Here is a 17,098-nt window from a genome sequence, read left to right as displayed (position 1 = left end):
ACCTTTTCTCCTCTGTTAGCGTGGAACCAGGTCCAGGCAGACCGAGTTGATGCAATAGCGTAGCCCGGTCGGCGGCGGACCGTCAGGGAACACATGCCCCAGATGGGCATCGCAGTGGGCGCAGGTGACTTCGGTGCGGATCATGCCGTGGGAGGTGTCGCGAATCTCGACCATCGCGCTGTCTTCGATCGGCTCGTAGAAGCTCGGCCAGCCGCAGCCGGAGTCGAACTTGGCCTTCGAATCGAACAACGGCGCATTGCAGCAGATACAGTGATAGACACCGTCAGTCCTGGTGCTGTTGTACTTGCCGCTGAACGGCCGCTCGGTACCTTTCAGGCGGCAGACGTTGTACTGTTCGGGGTCGAGCATGGCGCGCCATTCTTCCAGGGTTTTCTCTATCTTTTCCATGTGCAGGCCTCGGCAGACTAAAAACCCCGCGCTGCGTCTTTTCCACAACGCGGTCGGCACGTATATTATTGCGCCTCATCAGGCATCAGTCTGGCACCCGCGTTACACGCTTTTCAAACGATTTCACAGCGCAGTGCGCGGCGATCTTTTCTAATCGGGATCACATCATGCAGGTCAGCAAATCGAACAAGCTCGCCAATGTCTGCTATGACATTCGCGGCCCGGTGCTCAAGCACGCCAAACGCCTGGAAGAGGAAGGCCATCGCATCCTCAAGCTGAACATCGGCAACCCGGCGCCCTTTGGTTTCGAGGCGCCGGACGAAATCCTCCAGGACGTGATCCGCAATCTGCCGACCGCCCAGGGCTACAGTGACTCCAAAGGCCTGTTCAGCGCGCGTAAAGCGGTCATGCAGTACTGCCAGCAGAAGCAGATCGAAGGTGTCGGCATCGAAGACATCTATCTGGGCAACGGCGTCTCCGAGCTGATCGTGATGTCGATGCAGGCACTGCTCAACAACGGCGACGAAGTGCTGATTCCGGCCCCGGACTACCCGCTGTGGACCGCCGCAGTGAGCCTGGCCGGTGGCAACCCGGTGCACTACCTGTGCGACGAGCAGGCCGACTGGTTCCCTGACCTTGACGACATCAAGGCCAAGATCACCTCCAACACCAAAGCGCTGGTGATCATCAACCCGAACAACCCGACCGGTGCGGTGTACTCGCGCGAATTGCTGCTGGGCATGCTGGAGCTGGCGCGCCAGCACAACCTGGTGGTGTTCTCCGACGAGATCTACGACAAGATCCTCTACGACGAAGCCGTGCACATCAGCACCGCATCGCTGGCCCCGGACCTGCTCTGCCTGACCTTCAACGGTTTGTCCAAGTCCTACCGGGTGGCGGGTTTCCGCTCCGGCTGGCTGATCATTTCCGGGCCCAAGCACCATGCCCAGAGCTACATCGAAGGCATCGACATGCTGGCCAACATGCGCCTGTGTGCCAACGTACCGAGCCAGCATGCCATCCAGACCGCCCTGGGCGGCTACCAGAGCATCAATGACCTGGTCCTGCCACCCGGGCGCCTGCTTGAGCAGCGCAACCGCACCTGGGAGCTGCTCAACGACATTCCCGGTGTCAGCTGTGTCAAGCCCATGGGCGCGCTCTACGCCTTCCCGCGGATCGACCCGAAGGTCTGCCCGATCCATAACGATGAAAAGTTCGTGCTTGACCTGCTACTCTCGGAAAAGCTGCTGATCGTTCAGGGCACCGCCTTCAACTGGCCGTGGCCGGATCACTTCCGCGTGGTGACCCTGCCACGGGTCGACGACCTGGAACAGGCCATCGGCCGTATCGGAAACTTCCTGAAGACCTATCAGCAGTAACCTACAGGCGTTTGCCAAGGCCTGCGTCACTCCCGGCGCAGGCCCTACAGAATAATTTTCCCTCTCTGTAAGCCTTGGCGCTCTGGCGTGCGGGATGATGGAATTCGGCTGTAATACAGAGAAGTACACAGTTTGAAATAGTCGCCCGGTTGAATCGCTGGAGCCTGCACCTTATATACCCCCGCATACGTGACATTTTTATCCGTCAGGAGAACGTAACAACCATGATGCGCATCTTACTGTTTGTAGCCACCAACCTTGCGGTTGTGCTGATTGCCAGCATTACCCTGAGCCTGTTCGGCTTCAATGGGTTCATGGCGGCAAACGGGGTTGACCTCAAGCTCGACCAGCTGCTGGTTTTCTGCGCCGTGTTCGGCTTTGCCGGTTCGCTGATTTCGCTGTTCATCTCCAAGTGGATGGCGAAAATGAGCACCGGCACGCAGATCATCAGCCAGCCGCGCACCCGCCACGAGCAGTGGCTGCTGCAGACCGTTGAAGAGCTGTCCCGCGAAGCCGGCATCAAGATGCCGGAAGTGGGCATCTTCCCGGCCTACGAGGCCAACGCCTTCGCCACCGGCTGGAACCGCAACGATGCACTGGTTGCGGTAAGCCAGGGCCTGCTGGAGCGTTTCTCGCCTGATGAAGTACGTGCAGTACTGGCCCACGAGATCGGCCACGTCGCCAACGGCGACATGGTTACCCTCGCCCTGGTCCAGGGCGTGGTCAACACCTTCGTGATGTTCTTCGCCCGTATCATCGGCAACTTTGTCGACAAGGTGATTTTCAAGAACGAAGAAGGCCAGGGTATCGCGTACTACATCGCAACCATCGTTGCCGAACTGGTGCTGGGCATCCTGGCCAGCATGATCGTCATGTGGTTCTCGCGCAAACGCGAGTACCGCGCCGACGAAGCCGGTGCGCGCCTGGCCGGCACCAGTGCGATGATCGGCGCCCTGCAGCGCCTGCGTTCGGAACAAGGCGTGCCAGTGCACATGCCTGACACCCTGAACGCCTTCGGCATCAACGGCGGCCTCAAGCAGGGCCTGGCTGGCCTGCTGATGAGCCACCCACCGCTGGAAGACCGTATCGAAGCCCTGCGCCGTCGCGGCTGACAGGCGTGGGGCGGGCTTGCCCCGCGATTGCATTTTGTCAGGGAAATTGAATCGCGGGGCAAGCCCGCTCCCACCGATTTGAGACACCACAAAGAAAAAGGGCGACCTCAGGGTCGCCCTTTTTCATTTCAGCGCGACAATCGATAGACCCGCTCCAGCAGATGGCTGGCGCCGGCCTGCTGAAACTTCGGACTGTCCTCCAGCACATCGTGCGCTGCCAGCTCACGCGGGTGCCAGGCGGCGAATAGCGCATGCACCTCCTCATCGGTAACGGCAAACGGCGGTCCGTCGATTTGCGCCTGATCGTAATCCAGCGTGATCAACAAGCCTTTCGCCGAGACCGGCAATATCGTCTGCAGATGCGCGACATAGCGCTTGCGCATCTCCTCTGGCAAAGCGATGACCGCGGCGCGGTCATACAATGCGCTGCAACCGCTGACATCCTCCGCCGTCAGGGCGAAGAAATCACCGCAGCGAATTTCGACATCCTCGCAGCGGAAAACCTTGAATACACCGTCCTGCGTCACTTGCGGCTGCAGTTGATGCTCAGTGAAGAAGTCCTCCACAGCCCGCTCCGACAGCTCGACACCCAGCACCTGCAGCCCCTGCCCTGCCAACCAGAGCATGTCCAGGCTCTTGCCGCACAACGGCACAAGCACCCGCGTGCCCGCCGGCACACCCAGCGCCGGCCAGTGCTGCTGGAGGCAAGTGTTGACCCGGGACTGATGAAAGCCGATCTGATTGCTATTCCAGCGTGAATGCCAAAACTCTGCCTGCATGGCTCACCTCGATAATTTCGATCAAATACTGCGAAAACTTATATTAGATTTAGATCAATGTTCTGCCTGAAGATGGGCTCATCTTAACGTCAGGAACGCCCTTATGCTGCCCAGCCTGTTTATTTCTCACGGCTCTCCCATGCTCGCCCTGGAGCCGGGCGCCAGTGCCCCGGCATTGAAACGCCTGGCCGCAGAGCTGGAGCGACCGAAAGCCATTGTGGTGGTATCAGCGCACTGGGAAAGCCGTGAGCTGCTGGTATCCAGTAGCCCTCAGCCAGACACCTGGCATGACTTCGGCGGCTTCCCCGCTGCGCTGTATGCCGTGCAGTACCCCGCTCCGGGCGATCCCGCCCTGGCCCAGCAAGTAAGTGAATTGCTTTGCGCCGCCGGTATGCCAGCCCGCCTCGACCCACAGCGGCCCTTTGACCACGGCACCTGGGTGCCACTGTCGCTGATGTACCCCAAAGCGGATATTCCGGTGGTACAGGTTTCCCTGCCGACCCAGCTCGGCCCGAAACTACAGGAGTTGGTAGGCGCTGCGCTTGCCAGCTTGCGTGAACAAAACATCCTGTTGATCGGCTCGGGAAGCATCACCCACAACCTCGGCGAACTGGACTGGCACGCCGGCCCGGAAAGCATCGAACCCTGGGCCTTGGCGTTTCGTAACTGGATGATCGAGAAACTGCAGGCAGATGATACGCCAGCCCTGCATGATTACCGGCACCAGGCGCCGTTTGCCGTGCGCAGCCATCCGAGCGATGAGCATCTGTTGCCGCTGTATTTTGCCCGCGGTGCCGGTGAGCAGTTCGGGATCGTCCATCAGGGCTTCACCCTGGGGGCGTTGGGGATGGACATCTACCGGTTCGACTAGGCGTGTAGGAGCGGATTTATCCGCGAAGGGGCGCAGCGCGGCCCTAAATAGGCCTGCTGTGCAGGCCATCGCGGATGAATCCGCTCCTACGGACAAAAAAAATCCCCGACTCAGTCGGGGATTTTTTTATTGCTCGCGGATCAGTCTTCGCGGTAGCGGCGCAGCTTCAGCTGCTTACCGGCAACGCGGGTGTCCTTGAGCTTGGCCAGCAGACGCTCCAGACCTTCTTCCGGCAGCTCGACCAGGCTGAAGCTGTCGCGCACCTGGATGCGGCCGATTGCTTCGCGGGCCAGGCCGCCTTCGTTAAGGATGGCGCCGAGCAGGTTCTTGGCAGCGATACCGTCACGCGCACCCAGCGCGGTACGGCAGCGGGCACGACCTTCGCCCAGCGGCATTGGCGCACGACGCTCACGCTCGCCACGCTCTGGACGCTCGCCAGTGCGCTCACGCGGGGTGTAGGTCGGAACCAGCGGCTGCTCTTTCTCGACAGCTTCCAGAGTCAGCGCCTGAGCGTTGGTAGCCTTGCGCAGCAGGGCTGCGGCCAGGGCACGCGGGCTGCAACCGATGTCGGCGGTCAGACGATCGAGCAGATCGCCGTGGGTCGATTCGGCATCAGCAACCAGCGGCGCCAGGCTGTTGGTCAGCTTCTTGATGCGCGCATCGAGAACGGCCTGGGCGTTAGGCAGACGAACTTCAGCAACCTTCTGACCGGTAACACGCTCGATCACCTGCAGCATGCGACGCTCACGCGGGGTAACCAGCAGCAGCGCACGACCTTCGCGACCGGCACGGCCGGTACGGCCGATACGGTGAACGTAGGACTCCGGGTCGTACGGCATGTCAACGTTGAACACGTGAGTGATGCGCGGTACGTCCAGACCACGGGCAGCAACGTCGGTAGCGACGACGATGTCCAGACGGCCATCCTTGAGCGAGTCGATGACGCGCTCACGCTGGTTCTGGGCAATGTCACCGTTCAGCGCAGCGGCTTTGTAGCCTTTGGCTTCCAGGGCGCTGGCCAGGTCCAGGGTAGCTTGCTTGGTACGCACGAAAGCGATCAGTGCGTCGAACTCTTCCACTTCCAGCAAACGCAGGACAGCGGAAACCTTCTGGTCGGCGTGGACCATCAGGTGGGCTTGTTCGATCGCGGTTACGGTCTGGGTCTTGCTCTGGATCTTGACGTGCTTCGGGTCACGCAGGTGACGTTCGGCAATGGCGCGGATCGAAGCTGGCAGGGTCGCCGAGAACAGCACGGTCTGACGGCTTTCCGGCATGGCCTTGAAGATCACTTCGAGGTCGTCCATGAAGCCCAGCTTGAGCATTTCGTCGGCTTCGTCGAGCACCAGGTGGTTGACGGTTGCCAGGACTTTCTCGTCGCGGCGCAGGTGGTCGCACAGACGGCCAGGGGTAGCGACGACGATTTGCGCGCCGTTGCGGATTGCTTTCAATTGTGGGCCCATTGGGGCACCACCATATACGGCCACCACGGTAACGCCCGGCATCTGCTTGGCGTAGGTTTCAAAAGCGGTAGCTACTTGCAGCGCCAACTCACGGGTTGGCGCCAGGATCAGGGCTTGCGGCTCGCGCTTGCTCGGGTCGATGCGGTTCAGGATAGGCAGTGCGAAGGCAGCGGTTTTACCGGTACCTGTCTGCGCCTGACCGATCATATCGTGACCGGCGAGAATAATCGGGATCGATTGCTGCTGAATGGCGGATGGCTCTTCGTAGCCGGTAGCCAATACTGCAGCAACAATGCTCGGATGAAGATCGAGAGCGGCGAAGCCGCCGGTTTCCTGGGTCATGGGTCTGCCTCTAAGTGCATCCGCAAAGACCCATGCTCCAAAGCTGCGCATGCCTTGTAAGACCCGAAGGTCACCCTGGCAGCTTTGTCGGCGGGGATTTGCGAAAACGATTGAAGAAAAATAGGAACGTCAAGGAGAGTCCGCGGGGCGGACGCGCAGCCGAAGCTGGCTTCGGGGAATTGCACTACCTAAACGAGGTCCGGTAAAAGACCGGCGCGTACTATACCTGATTTAGCCAATCACGGGAGATTTTTTTATTCCAACACGCCTGCGCCAGGCCACGTGACGACGGGTCTGGTACAGGCAAGTTGCAGGCGGCTGAATCGTTTTTCTTGCGCCCGCTCTAGCGCGCGGCTCAGGTGGCCGGGCGAATGGCTCCGATCAACGGCTGCAAAGAGTAACCCAAACGCGGCGCCAGCGCCTCTGCCCGGGCATTGAGCCCGTCCATATCCAGTTCCTGGTCAAGGTCGGCCGGCACCATGATGATCACATTGCCCTCCTTGACCGGCAGTTCCCAGTAGTGGCGATGGTACAGGCCGCGCAACAACGCCGCGCCCAACGGCTTGCCGTCATCGCCGGCCCACTGGTTAATCACCAGCCAGCCACCGGGGTTGAGGCGTTTCTGGCAGTCTTCGAGAAAACGCCAGGCCAGGTGGGCAACACCCGGACCGTGATCGGTGTACAGGTCGACAAAGATCAGGTCGGCGGGTTCGGCGCTGTCGAGCAACTCCATCGCATCGCCGATGCGGATATACAGACGCGGATCGTCATCCAGCCCCAAGTACTCGATGGCCAGACGCGGCACATCCGGGCGCAGCTCAATCGCTTCGACGTCTTCCAGCGGCAGGAACTTCAGGCAGGCCTGGGTCAGGGTTCCAGCCCCCAGACCGAGGAACAAGGCACTCTCGGGTTCGGCGTGGCACAGCGCCGCAACCAGCATGGCGCGGGTATAGTCATACTCCAGCCAGCTTGGATCGGCAGTGAACACACAGCTCTGCTCGATCGCCTCGCCGAACTCGAGAAAGCGATAGTCTTCGACTTCCAGCACGCTGATGGTGCCGTATTGGTCCTGCACCTGGGCCAGCACCCGCTCTACCCGTTCCACTGTCATGCTGTCTCCCGGCTTACGCCGCTGCCCCAAGCAAAAACCGCCATTGTCCGTCAATGGCGCCAGTGCAACAAGGCGTGCGGCAACTGTTAACATGGCAGACAGCCCATTCCCGACCTGACCGAGCCCGTGATGAACCAACCCTGGAGTCCCGACAGCTGGCGCGCCTTGCCGATCCAGCAACAACCGACCTACCCCGATGCGGCGCACCTGCTCAAGGTCGAACAGACCCTGGCCAGCTACCCGCCGCTGGTCTTTGCCGGCGAAGCCCGCGAGCTGCGCCGGCAGTTCGCCGAAGTCACCCAGGGCCGGGCATTTCTCCTGCAAGGTGGCGACTGCGCGGAAAGTTTCGCCGAGTTTTCCGCGGCGAAGATTCGCGACACCTTCAAGGTACTGCTGCAGATGGCGATCGTCATGACCTTTGCCGCCGGCTGTCCGGTGGTCAAGGTCGGGCGCATGGCCGGGCAGTTTGCCAAGCCGCGCTCGGCGGGTGACGAAACCATCGGCGGAGTAACCCTGCCGGCTTACCGCGGCGACATCGTCAACGGCATCGGCTTCGACGAAAAGAGCCGGGTACCCGACCCCGAGCGCCTGCTCCAGGCCTATCACCAGTCCACCGCCAGCCTCAACCTGCTGCGCGCCTTCGCCCAGGGTGGTTTTGCCGACCTGCACCAGGTGCACAAGTGGAACCTGGACTTCATCGCCAACTCGGCGCTGGCGGAAAAGTACAGCCAGCTGGCCGACCGCATCGACGAAACCCTGGCTTTCATGCGTGCCTGTGGCATGGACAGCTCGCCGCAATTGCGTGAAACCAGCTTCTTCACCGCGCACGAAGCGTTGCTGCTGAACTACGAAGAAGCCTTCGTGCGCCGCGACAGCCTGACCAACGACTACTACGACTGTTCGGCCCATATGCTCTGGATCGGCGACCGCACCCGTCAGCTCGACGGTGCGCATGTGGAATTCCTGCGCGGGGTGAACAACCCGATCGGGGTCAAGGTCGGCCCGAGCATGAACACCGAAGAACTGATCCGCCTGATCGACGTGCTCAACCCGGAGAACGATCCCGGCCGCCTCAACCTGATCGTGCGCATGGGCGCCAACAAGGTCGGCGAGCACCTGCCCGCGCTGATCCGTAGCGTCGAACGCGAAGGCCGCAAGGTGCTGTGGAGTTCCGACCCGATGCACGGCAACACCATCAAGGCCAGCAGCGGCTACAAGACCCGCGACTTCGCGCAGATCCTCAGCGAGGTCAAACAGTTCTTCCAGGTGCACCAGGCCGAAGGCAGCCATGCCGGCGGTATTCACATCGAAATGACCGGACAGAATGTCACCGAATGCATCGGCGGCGCTCGGCCGATCACCGAAGACGCCCTGTCCGACCGCTACCATACCCACTGTGACCCGCGGATGAACGCCGACCAGTCGCTGGAGCTGGCCTTCCTGATCGCCGAAACCCTCAAGCAAGTCCGCCGCTGACAACGCTGCGGGCCAGCGCCGGGCGCAATCGCGCAGCGCTGGCCCGCGGACAGTTGAGCTGCACCTGGCTCAAGCCGAGCCAGGCGGCCATGCACCACAGACTGTCGGCCAAGGCCTGCATCCCGGCCTCATCCAGGCCCTGGGCTTGTTCGTGTACGGCATGCACCGCCAAACGATCACTGGCCCGCTCGGCACGCAGATCGACCCGCGCGGCAATTCGCTCGTTGTGCAGGAACGGCAGCACGTAATAGCCGTAGACGCGTTTGTGCGCCGGGGTGTAAATCTCCAGACGGTAGCGAAAATCAAACAAGCGCTCCGTACGCTCACGCTCCCAGACCAGCGAATCAAAGGGCGACAGCAACGCACTGGCGGCGACCTTGCGCGGCAGCCGGACACTGTCCAGGCAGTAGGCCGGTTGCGAGCAGCCCTGCACCGTACAGGTTTGCAACTGCCCCTCTTCGAGCAACTCGGCCAGCCGCGCACGGCTGTCGGCCGGACTCAACCGCCAGTAATCGCGCAAGTCCTTCGCGGTGGCCACGCCCAAGGCAGAAGCTGCCTGCAGCACCAGCCCGCGCTGAGCCCGGGCTTCGTCGAGCAACGGCTGTTGCAACACTGCAGCCGGCAAAACTCGTTCAGGCAAATCGTACAAGCGCTCGAAACCACGCCGCCCGGCCACTGTTACCAATCCTGCAGCAAACAGCCATTCCAGCGCATGTTTTTCCGCGCTCCAGTCCCACCAGGGACCGGCGCGTTCTTCACGAGTCGACAGGCTGCCCGCGCCTAGAGCCCCCTGGGCAGTGACGGCAGCAAACACGCGAGCAATGGTCGGCTGCTGTTCGCGGCCAAACCGCGCCAGTTGTTGATAGATCCCCTGCCCCTGCCGCGCACGGTCCATGCGCCAACGCAACAAGGGATACAGCTCCAGCGGCAGCAACGAGGCCTCATGCCCCCAGTATTCGAAAAGTTTGCGCTGACGGCTGCGGCCCCAGGCGATCTGGTCGAGCAGCGCTTGTGGATAACTGCCCAGGCGGGAAAACAACGGCAGGTAGTGCGAGCGCACCAGGGCATTGACCGAATCGATCTGCACCACGCCAAGGCGCTCGAACACCCGTTGCAGATGGGCGGCAGTCACTGGCGAGCGAGGCGCCCGCGCGGCGAACCCCTGGGCTGACAGTACCAGGCGGCGCGCCTGCAGCATGGAAAAGGATTGAGTGGTGGGCATGCCCGGCTCCTACAGAACAAGCCCACTTAAGGTAGTAGCGACACCGTCATGGCGCGACTCATTTTTTCAGTGGGTCATCCCAGAATGGCCGCTCCACTTCCTGCAGGACATCGACACGACTCATGCCGATGTCGTGCAGCGCCGCATCACTCAAGCGCGCCAGCTCCATGCGCTGATGATGCAGTTGCCGCCAGCGCGCCAATTGCCCGATAGCGTTGTGGAGCAGATGGGAGAACCCGCCGTGGTGCGGCTGGGGATACATCAGGTCCAGCGATTTCTGACCTTTCATCGTCTTGCCCTCCGTGTGGGATGACGACAGTGTCAGCGCGGGCCTAAGATCAATCCAACGAATGTTTCTTATGTCATACATCTAGGGGATTGATGCCATGTCCCAGTACCAGAGTATCGACTCAGACGTCCTGCGCACCTTCGTCGCCATCGCCGAGTACGGCGGTTTCACCCGTGCCGGTGAAGTGGTCAACCGTACCCAGTCGGCGGTGAGCATGCAGATGAAACGCCTGGAAGAGGACATCATCCAGCGCCAGCTGTTCGAGCGTGACGGCCGTCAGGTGCGCCTGACCGCCGAAGGCCAGGTTTTGCTCGGCTACGCCAAGCGCATTCTCAAATTGCATGGCGAGGTGTTCAACACCCTGCGCATGCCGCACATGGTCGGCATGGTGCGGATCGGCACCCCGGATGACTACGCCATGCGCTTTCTACCCGGCATTCTCTCCAGCTTTGCCCAGGCCTACCCGCTGATCCAGGTCGAAGTGCATTGCGAAAGCTCGCGTCAGTTGATGCAACGCCAGGATCTGGACATGACCATCATCACCTGCGAGCCCGGCCATGAAGTCGGTCAGTTGCTGCGCCGCGAGCGCGCCGTCTGGGTGCAGGCCCAGGGGTTCTGCCCACACGAACACAATCCACTACCGCTGGCCGTGTTCAACACCGATTGCTGCTGCCGGACCTGGGCCTGCAATGCCCTGGATGCGATCGACAAGGAATACCGGATCGCCTACACCAGTGCCAGCACCCCGGCGATCATGGCAGTGGTCAGTGCCGGCCTGGCGGTCACCGCCCAGTTGCAGAGCCTGATCACCAGCGACCTGCGGGTGATCGGCGCGGCCGAAGGCCTGCCCGAACTACCGACCGCCAGCATCATGTTGCTGCGCAATAACAGCAGTCAGTCACAAATGACTGACTGCATGGCCGACTACATCAGCGAAGGCTTCAGATCTTGAAGGCGAGCATTACCGCACAGACTACGAGAAAGCCACAAAACAGCGAACGCAGGACTTTTTCCGGCAAGGCGTGAGCCAGTTTCACGCCCCAACTGACACTCAACAGGCCACCCACTGCCAGCGGGATGCCCATGCTCCACTGCACATGCTGGTGAATGCCGTAGGTCAGCAATGTCACTGCGGTACTGGGTGCGGCCAGGGCCAGCGACAGCCCTTGGGCAACCACCTGGGTGGTGCCGAAGACGCTGGTCAGCACTGGCGTGGCCACCACCGCGCCGCCAACCCCAAACAACCCGCCAAGCACGCCAGCGCCGCCGCCCAGCACCCCGAGCCATGGCCAGGGATGACGCAGTTCACTGCTCGGCTCGGCCTTGCGCATGAACATGCGCGCCAGGTTCCAGGCCGCCAACGCCACCAGAAACACGACAAAGCCAAAACGCATGGACTGCGCATCGATTCCCACGGCCCAGATCGAACCAAGCCAGGCAAAGACAAAACTGGCGGCCGCCAGCGGCACAGCATGCTGCAGCTCGATGCGGTTGCGTTGGTGATAGCGCCACAGCGCCAGCAATACGTTGGGGACCACCATCACCAGGGCGGTGCCCTGCGCCAGTTGCTGGTCAAGACCGAACAGCACACCGAGCGCCGGAATCGCGATCAGCCCGCCACCAATGCCGAACAGCCCACCGACCGTCCCTAGTGCCGCGCCCAGCGCTATGTACATTGCCCACTCGATCATTGCCGTCTCTCAAGAATTCCAATCGCTGCATGCTACCGAGCCGATGCTAGCGGGGAAACGCATAGCAACGCACAATGGCTTTGCCGATTACGCAAAAGCAGGCCCTGCAAAATGAACCCGGACGCCCTCACCGAACAACTCAGTCTGTTTCTGGATGTACTGGAAAGCGGTAGCTTTTCCGCCACCGCCCGCCGCCATCCACTGACCCCATCCGCCGTGGCACGGCGCATCGATACCCTGGAAAGTGCTGTCGGTAGCCGCCTGTTCGTACGCAGCACCCACGCCGTGCGTCCGACACCGGCAGGCAACGCCTTTGCCGAACGGGCCCGGCGTATTGTCGAAGAACTGCGCCTGGCGCGCGCCGAGGCGGTGTCGTTGAGCAATGCCCCGGAGGGCCTGATCCGCATCGACGCGCCGGCAGCGTTCGGCCGCCGCCATCTGGCTCCGGCCATCGCCGACTTTCTGGTGGCTTACCCCGGGCTCGATGTGCAGCTGCGCCTGATCGACAGCTTTGTCGACCTGCACGGCTCGCATCTGGGCGAAGTCGATCTGGTGCTGCGCGCAGGTCCCTTGGCCGATACCCGTCTGGTGGCCACGCCCTTGGCCTACATGGTGCGTATTGCCTGCGCCAGCCCGGCCTACCTGGCGGCCCGCGGGGTTCCCGCCAGCCCTGCGCAACTGCCCGAACATGACGGCCTGGACTGGGACGGCCTGGCCCCGCCGTTCGCCTGGCGCTTTGCCGTCGACGGCCAATTGCGCCTGTATCGTCCTACCCGCATGCGCATGAGCGCCAACAATGCCGAGACCCTGTTGTTCGGCGCACTGGCGGGCCTGGGCATCGCCCACTTGCCAACCTGGCTGATCAGCGAATACCTGCTGCGCGGTGAACTGTTGCCGCTGTTCTGCGAAAACGGCCTGCCGGCTGCCGAATCCAGCGGCATTTATGCCTTGCGCCTGGAACATGAAACGAACTCTCGCAGCCGTTTGCTGCTCGAATTCCTCAAGAGCCGCTTCAGCCCCGTGCCGCCCTGGGATCTGGCCCTGCAAAGCGAGCTACGCTGGTAATCAGCGCGCTAATCAACAGCGTGCTAAATTCATACGACTTAACCATTAAAGGATGAGCATGAACGCCAACTCGAAAGCGCCTGCTCCTTGCGACGAACTGCTCCTGGATAACCAGGTGTGCTTCGCCCTGTATTCAACTTCGCTGCTGATGACCAAAGTCTACAAACCGCTGCTGCAGAAGCTCGGACTGACTTATCCACAGTACCTGGCGATGTTGGTGCTGTGGGAACAGGATGGCCTGACCGTCGGTGAAATCAGTCAGCACCTGCTGACCGATCCGGGTTCTCTCACCCCGTTGCTCAAGCGCCTGGAAGCTGAAGGCCTGCTCAAGCGCACCCGCAGCCGAGAAGACGAACGGGTGGTTCTGGTGCACTTGAGCGAACAGGGTCGCGCCCTGCAACTGCGGGCCAAAGATATCCCCCAGTGCATCCTGGCCGCCAGCGGCGAAAACCTTGAACGCCTGCAACAGCTGCAGGCCGAGCTCCTGGAACTGCGCGCCAACCTGCAAAAAAACCTCTGACGGCTATGCTGTGAATGACCGTTTGTAGACAGGTCGAAATTTATCTTGCGCGCAAAATAATTGCGCGCTAAGTTAATTCCCGTACCCACTCAGCGCCGCGGCGCAATTCACAAGCGAGGCTCAAGATGCAAAAGGTCACTCCTCTGTACATTGCCGAAGCCAAATCCACCGGCGGTCGCGACGGCAGCTCGCGTTCCAGCGATGGCAAGCTCGAAGTCAAGCTGAGCACCCCCAAGGAATTGGGTGGCGCGGGTGGTGACGGCACCAACCCTGAACAAATGTTCGCCGCCGGCTACTCGGCCTGCTTCATCGGCGCCCTGAAGTTCGTTGCCGGCCAGCAGAAAAAAGCGCTGCCTGCCGACAGCTCGATCACCGCCAAAGTCGGCATCGGCCAGATCCCTGGTGGTTTTGGTCTGGATATCGACCTGAACATCGACCTGCCGGGCCTGCAACAAGCCGAGGCGCAAGCGCTGGTAGACGCAGCCCACCAGGTCTGCCCTTACTCCAACGCTACCCGCGGCAACGTTGATGTGCGCCTGCACGTCAGCGTCTGAGGGTAAATCCCAGGCATAAAAAAACCCGGCCAAGGCCGGGTTTTTCGTGTACACACAAACGCCAGGTTTAAACCTTGGCGCGGCCCTTGTAGGAGCCACCTTCGCGAGTATCGATCTCGATCCAGTCACCGATCTCGATGAAGTCAGCAACGCTCAGCTCGGTGCCGTTCTTCAGTTTGGCAGGCTTCATGACCTTGCCCGAAGTGTCGCCGCGCGCGGAGCCTTCGGTGTAGTCAACCTGACGCACGATGGTGGTTGGCAGCTCAACCGAAACCAGGCGCTCTTCGAAGAACACAGCTTCGCAGACGTCTTCCATGCCTTCTTCGATGAACGGCAGAACGGCCTCGATGTCTTCGGCGTTCAGCTCGTACATGGTGTAGTCGCTGGTGTCCATGAAGGTGTAGGTGTCGCCGTTGATGAACGACAGGGTCGCTTCTTTGCGATCCAGGATCACGTCGTCCAGCTTGTCGTCAGCCGAGTAAACGGTTTCGGTCTTGTAGCCGGTCAGCAGGTTCTTCAGCTTGGTCTTCATGATCGCGCTGTTACGGCCCGACTTGGTGAATTCAGCTTTCTGAACCAGCCACGGGTCGTTGTCGATCCGCAGTACGGTACCGGGTTTCAGTTCTTTACCAGTTTTCATTGCGAGATATCCGAATTTGGATGGATTTACAAAAATCGAGGCCGCATATCATAGCCAATTTAGGTAAAACTTCACCAGCGCCGTGGCAAGGTCCGGCTGAGCGGCCTGCACGGCGCTCCAGCGGCGGGCGTGCCGATCGAGCTCGCTCCAGTGTTCGAGCACCTGTTGCCAGGCCTGTGCCATGTCGCGATCCATGTTCCAGGCACGCCACAAATCGACCAGCGCCGCCTTGGCCGACGGCGACAGTCCCTCGACGTAGTGATCGAGGAACGCTTCAAGTTTTTCCCAGTGGGCGTACTCCTCCTGGACATAGATATGCCAGAGCAACGGACGCCCTGCCCATTGCGCGCGAACGAACGAGTCTTCACCGCGCACGGCATTGAAGTCGCAACTCCACAGCAGCTGATCGTAGTCATCCTGGCTGACAAAAGGCAGGATCTGCACGGTCAGCGCGCCACGCCTGGCCAGCTTGCCGACCTGCAAGTCGCCGTCGCCCAGCCAGGCCTGCACATTCCCCAGAATCCGCCCCTCGGGCACCAGCAGATGGTTGTCACGGCTGTCGGCGGCCAGCGCATCCAGCCAGCTGGCCAGGCTCGCGTTCTCGTAGGCGAACAGTGAGATCAGGCGGGCGCCGCTGGCCGGAGTCACGCCCAGGCGTTGAAGAAATGCCTGGCGGGCGGCCGGGTCTTGTTCGAACGCCTCACGCCGCGCCAGCAGTGTGCCTTCTCGCAGCAGACCACCGGTTTTAGCGGTAAAGCCCGGAAAGAAAAACACTTTGCGCAGGCCATTGGGCTGCGGTGAAGGCAAACCATGGCAACCTTCGACCCAGCCTTCGGCGCTGAGGTATTCCAGGTTCAGCCACAGTGGCGGACGCGGGCAATCGAGCATTGCCTGCACATAAGCCGCTGGCAGCTGACAGGCAAACGCACCGATGACCACGTCGGCGACTGGCGTTGGCTGCCAGTCTGGCAGCCAATGACAGACTTCCACGCCCTGCTGCCATTGGCGCGGGGCCTGGGCGTCAGCCTCGGGACAGATGCGGGCGAAGGCGCTGAGGTCATCCACCCACAGGCGCACCGCCAGCCCCTGCTCGGCGACCAGTTGCCGGGCCAGACGCCAGGTCACGCCAATATCGCCGTAGTTATCGACGACGCAACAGAAGATGTCCCAGTCCGCTTTCATCGCTGGCCCCGTGGAAAAAGCGCCGATTGTCCGGGTAAATCATCGCAGACAAAAGCGTGTCGCGAAAAAAACCCGTTGCACCGTGCGACAATGAACGTCCCTGACCTGGCCAGGAGGCCATCATGCCCCGCCCTGACGAACCGAGCATCACCTTCAAGCCTGTGCAATTGACCCTGTGCATCGCCCTGGGCTTGTGGCTGGGTGCCGTTGCCATTGCCTTGAGCCTGTGGCTGGCTTGGCGCCTGTTACCCGAAATAGTACAGCCCGTGAGCCAGGTGGTGATTCCGTCAGCCGCTACGCCAGGCCCTGGCGCCGCAGCGGAACAACAGAGTCAGATGTTCGAGCAGTACAAACAGATCCTGCACAATCAGGAACTGCAGCAGGCCGAGGAGCAAGCCGAAGGCAGCGTGCGAAATCTGTCCAACCCCAAGTGCCAGTTCTGGTTGCAACAGAACCGCACCGCGCCGACCGAGAAGAGCCGCGCACTTGTCCTGGAATTCTGTAACTGACGCCATGAACAAAGCCGACCTGCTGCAACGCATCATCGATACCTTGAGCTTCGACCTCGACGTGGCCCAGCGCGCAGCGCAGACCGCGTATGAAGCGGCTACCGCCGAAGAGAACATCGCCGAAAACAAGTACGACACGCTGGGGCTGGAGGCCTCCTATCTGGCAACCGGGCAAGCCCGGCGCATGGAGGAGATTCGCCAGGCACGGGCGGCGTTCCAGCAACTGGTACTTCGCGATTACGACCCGGCCCGCGGCATTCAGATCAGCAACCTGGTGACCCTGGAAGCCGAGAACGGCAGCTGCCAGCGCCTGTTTCTCGGGCCTGAAGGCGCGGGATTGAAGATTGGCCAGGGGGAACAGCTGGTGACGGTGATTACCCCGCGCTCGCCGTTGGGCCAGCGTTTGCTGGGTAAAGGGGAAGATGATGAAGTCAGCCTGGACCTGGGTGCAAAGCACCAGAGCTTTGTGGTGATCGAAGTCAGCTGAA

19 protein-coding genes are annotated in these 17,098 nt (G+C 61.3%); 10 read left to right on the top strand and 9 right to left on the bottom strand.

Going from position 1 to position 17,098, the window contains the following annotated elements; all coding sequences use genetic code 11:
• Positions 1–15 precede the first annotated feature (15 nt).
• Positions 16–408, bottom strand: coding sequence for a peptide-methionine (R)-S-oxide reductase MsrB (msrB, locus tag PSAKL28_RS07440; RefSeq protein ID WP_038608517.1), 393 nt, complete (start codon positions 406–408; stop codon positions 16–18).
• 167 nt (positions 409–575) lie between these two features.
• Here msrB and PSAKL28_RS07435 point away from each other — a divergent pair, with 167 nt between their 5' ends.
• A complete protein-coding gene (locus PSAKL28_RS07435) occupies positions 576–1,787 on the top strand; it encodes a pyridoxal phosphate-dependent aminotransferase (RefSeq protein ID WP_038608515.1) in 1,212 nt (403 codons plus the stop codon).
• A 224-nt stretch (positions 1,788–2,011) separates the two neighbouring features.
• Positions 2,012–2,899 (top strand): protease HtpX, encoded by an 888-nt coding sequence (gene htpX, locus PSAKL28_RS07430; protein ID WP_038608512.1) that lies wholly within the window; start codon positions 2,012–2,014, stop codon positions 2,897–2,899.
• Positions 2,900–3,027: 128 nt separating this feature from the next.
• On the opposite strand, the gene PSAKL28_RS07425 is transcribed toward htpX, so the two are convergent.
• Positions 3,028–3,678 carry a thiopurine S-methyltransferase gene (locus tag PSAKL28_RS07425; protein WP_038608509.1) on the bottom strand — a complete coding sequence of 217 codons (651 nt, stop codon included), beginning with the start codon at positions 3,676–3,678 and terminating at the stop codon, positions 3,028–3,030.
• Positions 3,679–3,781: 103 nt separating this feature from the next.
• On the opposite strand from PSAKL28_RS07425, the gene PSAKL28_RS07420 reads away from it, so the two are divergent.
• Complete coding sequence (locus tag PSAKL28_RS07420; protein WP_038608506.1) at positions 3,782–4,549, top strand: DODA-type extradiol aromatic ring-opening family dioxygenase; 768 nt, start codon at positions 3,782–3,784, stop codon at positions 4,547–4,549.
• Positions 4,550–4,689: 140 nt separating this feature from the next.
• On the opposite strand, the gene PSAKL28_RS07415 is transcribed toward PSAKL28_RS07420, so the two are convergent.
• Both PSAKL28_RS07415 and PSAKL28_RS07410 read right to left on the bottom strand, forming a co-directional pair.
• Complete coding sequence (locus PSAKL28_RS07415) at positions 4,690–6,351, bottom strand: DEAD/DEAH box helicase (RefSeq protein WP_038608503.1); 1,662 nt, start codon at positions 6,349–6,351, stop codon at positions 4,690–4,692.
• A gap of 355 nt (positions 6,352–6,706) precedes the next feature.
• The gene (locus PSAKL28_RS07410; RefSeq protein ID WP_038608500.1) at positions 6,707–7,462 is read right to left on the bottom strand and encodes a spermidine synthase; all 756 of its coding nucleotides are present in this window, start codon (positions 7,460–7,462) and stop codon (positions 6,707–6,709) included.
• A gap of 129 nt (positions 7,463–7,591) precedes the next feature.
• Between PSAKL28_RS07410 and PSAKL28_RS07405 the strand changes: the two genes are divergently transcribed.
• Positions 7,592–8,938 carry a class II 3-deoxy-7-phosphoheptulonate synthase gene (locus tag PSAKL28_RS07405; protein ID WP_038608497.1) on the top strand — a complete coding sequence of 449 codons (1,347 nt, stop codon included), beginning with the start codon at positions 7,592–7,594 and terminating at the stop codon, positions 8,936–8,938.
• Here PSAKL28_RS07405 and PSAKL28_RS07400 read toward each other — a convergent pair.
• A complete protein-coding gene (locus PSAKL28_RS07400; RefSeq protein WP_038608494.1) occupies positions 8,919–10,160 on the bottom strand; it encodes a winged helix-turn-helix domain-containing protein in 1,242 nt (413 codons plus the stop codon). The genes PSAKL28_RS07405 and PSAKL28_RS07400 overlap by 20 nt on opposite strands.
• Before the next feature lie 58 nt (positions 10,161–10,218).
• On the bottom strand, positions 10,219–10,449 hold the full coding sequence (locus PSAKL28_RS07395; protein ID WP_038608491.1) for a DUF1127 domain-containing protein: 231 nt from the start codon (positions 10,447–10,449) through the stop codon (positions 10,219–10,221).
• A gap of 97 nt (positions 10,450–10,546) precedes the next feature.
• On the opposite strand from PSAKL28_RS07395, the gene PSAKL28_RS07390 reads away from it, so the two are divergent.
• Positions 10,547–11,401 carry a LysR family transcriptional regulator gene (locus tag PSAKL28_RS07390; RefSeq protein WP_038608488.1) on the top strand — a complete coding sequence of 285 codons (855 nt, stop codon included), beginning with the start codon at positions 10,547–10,549 and terminating at the stop codon, positions 11,399–11,401.
• Here PSAKL28_RS07390 and PSAKL28_RS07385 read toward each other — a convergent pair.
• Positions 11,391–12,140 carry a sulfite exporter TauE/SafE family protein gene (locus PSAKL28_RS07385; RefSeq protein WP_038608485.1) on the bottom strand — a complete coding sequence of 250 codons (750 nt, stop codon included), beginning with the start codon at positions 12,138–12,140 and terminating at the stop codon, positions 11,391–11,393. The genes PSAKL28_RS07390 and PSAKL28_RS07385 overlap by 11 nt on opposite strands.
• 111 nt (positions 12,141–12,251) lie before the next feature.
• On the opposite strand from PSAKL28_RS07385, the gene PSAKL28_RS07380 reads away from it, so the two are divergent.
• From PSAKL28_RS07380 to PSAKL28_RS07370, 3 genes are all read left to right on the top strand, one after another.
• On the top strand, positions 12,252–13,205 hold the full coding sequence (locus tag PSAKL28_RS07380) for a LysR family transcriptional regulator (RefSeq protein ID WP_038608482.1): 954 nt from the start codon (positions 12,252–12,254) through the stop codon (positions 13,203–13,205).
• A 58-nt stretch (positions 13,206–13,263) separates the two neighbouring features.
• Positions 13,264–13,725, top strand: coding sequence for a MarR family winged helix-turn-helix transcriptional regulator (locus tag PSAKL28_RS07375; RefSeq protein WP_038608478.1), 462 nt, complete (start codon positions 13,264–13,266; stop codon positions 13,723–13,725).
• Positions 13,726–13,850: 125 nt separating this feature from the next.
• Entirely contained in the window at positions 13,851–14,279 is a 429-nt protein-coding gene (locus tag PSAKL28_RS07370) for an organic hydroperoxide resistance protein (protein WP_038608475.1), read from the top strand.
• Between the two features lie 67 nt (positions 14,280–14,346).
• Here the strand turns inward: PSAKL28_RS07370 and PSAKL28_RS07365 are convergent, their stop codons facing one another.
• Both PSAKL28_RS07365 and earP read right to left on the bottom strand, forming a co-directional pair.
• Positions 14,347–14,919, bottom strand: coding sequence for an elongation factor P (locus tag PSAKL28_RS07365; protein ID WP_038608472.1), 573 nt, complete (start codon positions 14,917–14,919; stop codon positions 14,347–14,349).
• A 48-nt stretch (positions 14,920–14,967) separates the two neighbouring features.
• Positions 14,968–16,101, bottom strand: coding sequence for an elongation factor P maturation arginine rhamnosyltransferase EarP (earP, locus tag PSAKL28_RS07360; RefSeq protein ID WP_038608469.1), 1,134 nt, complete (start codon positions 16,099–16,101; stop codon positions 14,968–14,970).
• 122 nt (positions 16,102–16,223) lie between these two features.
• Here earP and PSAKL28_RS07355 point away from each other — a divergent pair, with 122 nt between their 5' ends.
• On the top strand, positions 16,224–16,610 hold the full coding sequence (locus tag PSAKL28_RS07355; protein WP_038608466.1) for a hypothetical protein: 387 nt from the start codon (positions 16,224–16,226) through the stop codon (positions 16,608–16,610).
• A 4-nt stretch (positions 16,611–16,614) separates the two neighbouring features.
• Entirely contained in the window at positions 16,615–17,097 is a 483-nt protein-coding gene (locus tag PSAKL28_RS07350) for a GreA/GreB family elongation factor (RefSeq protein ID WP_038608463.1), read from the top strand.
• Position 17,098: the final 1 nt, after the last annotated feature.

The sequence above is a fragment of the Pseudomonas alkylphenolica genome, from assembly GCF_000746525.1.
Taxonomy (GTDB): domain Bacteria; phylum Pseudomonadota; class Gammaproteobacteria; order Pseudomonadales; family Pseudomonadaceae; genus Aquipseudomonas; species Aquipseudomonas alkylphenolica.
This window is presented reverse-complemented; position numbering and strand designations above follow the sequence as displayed.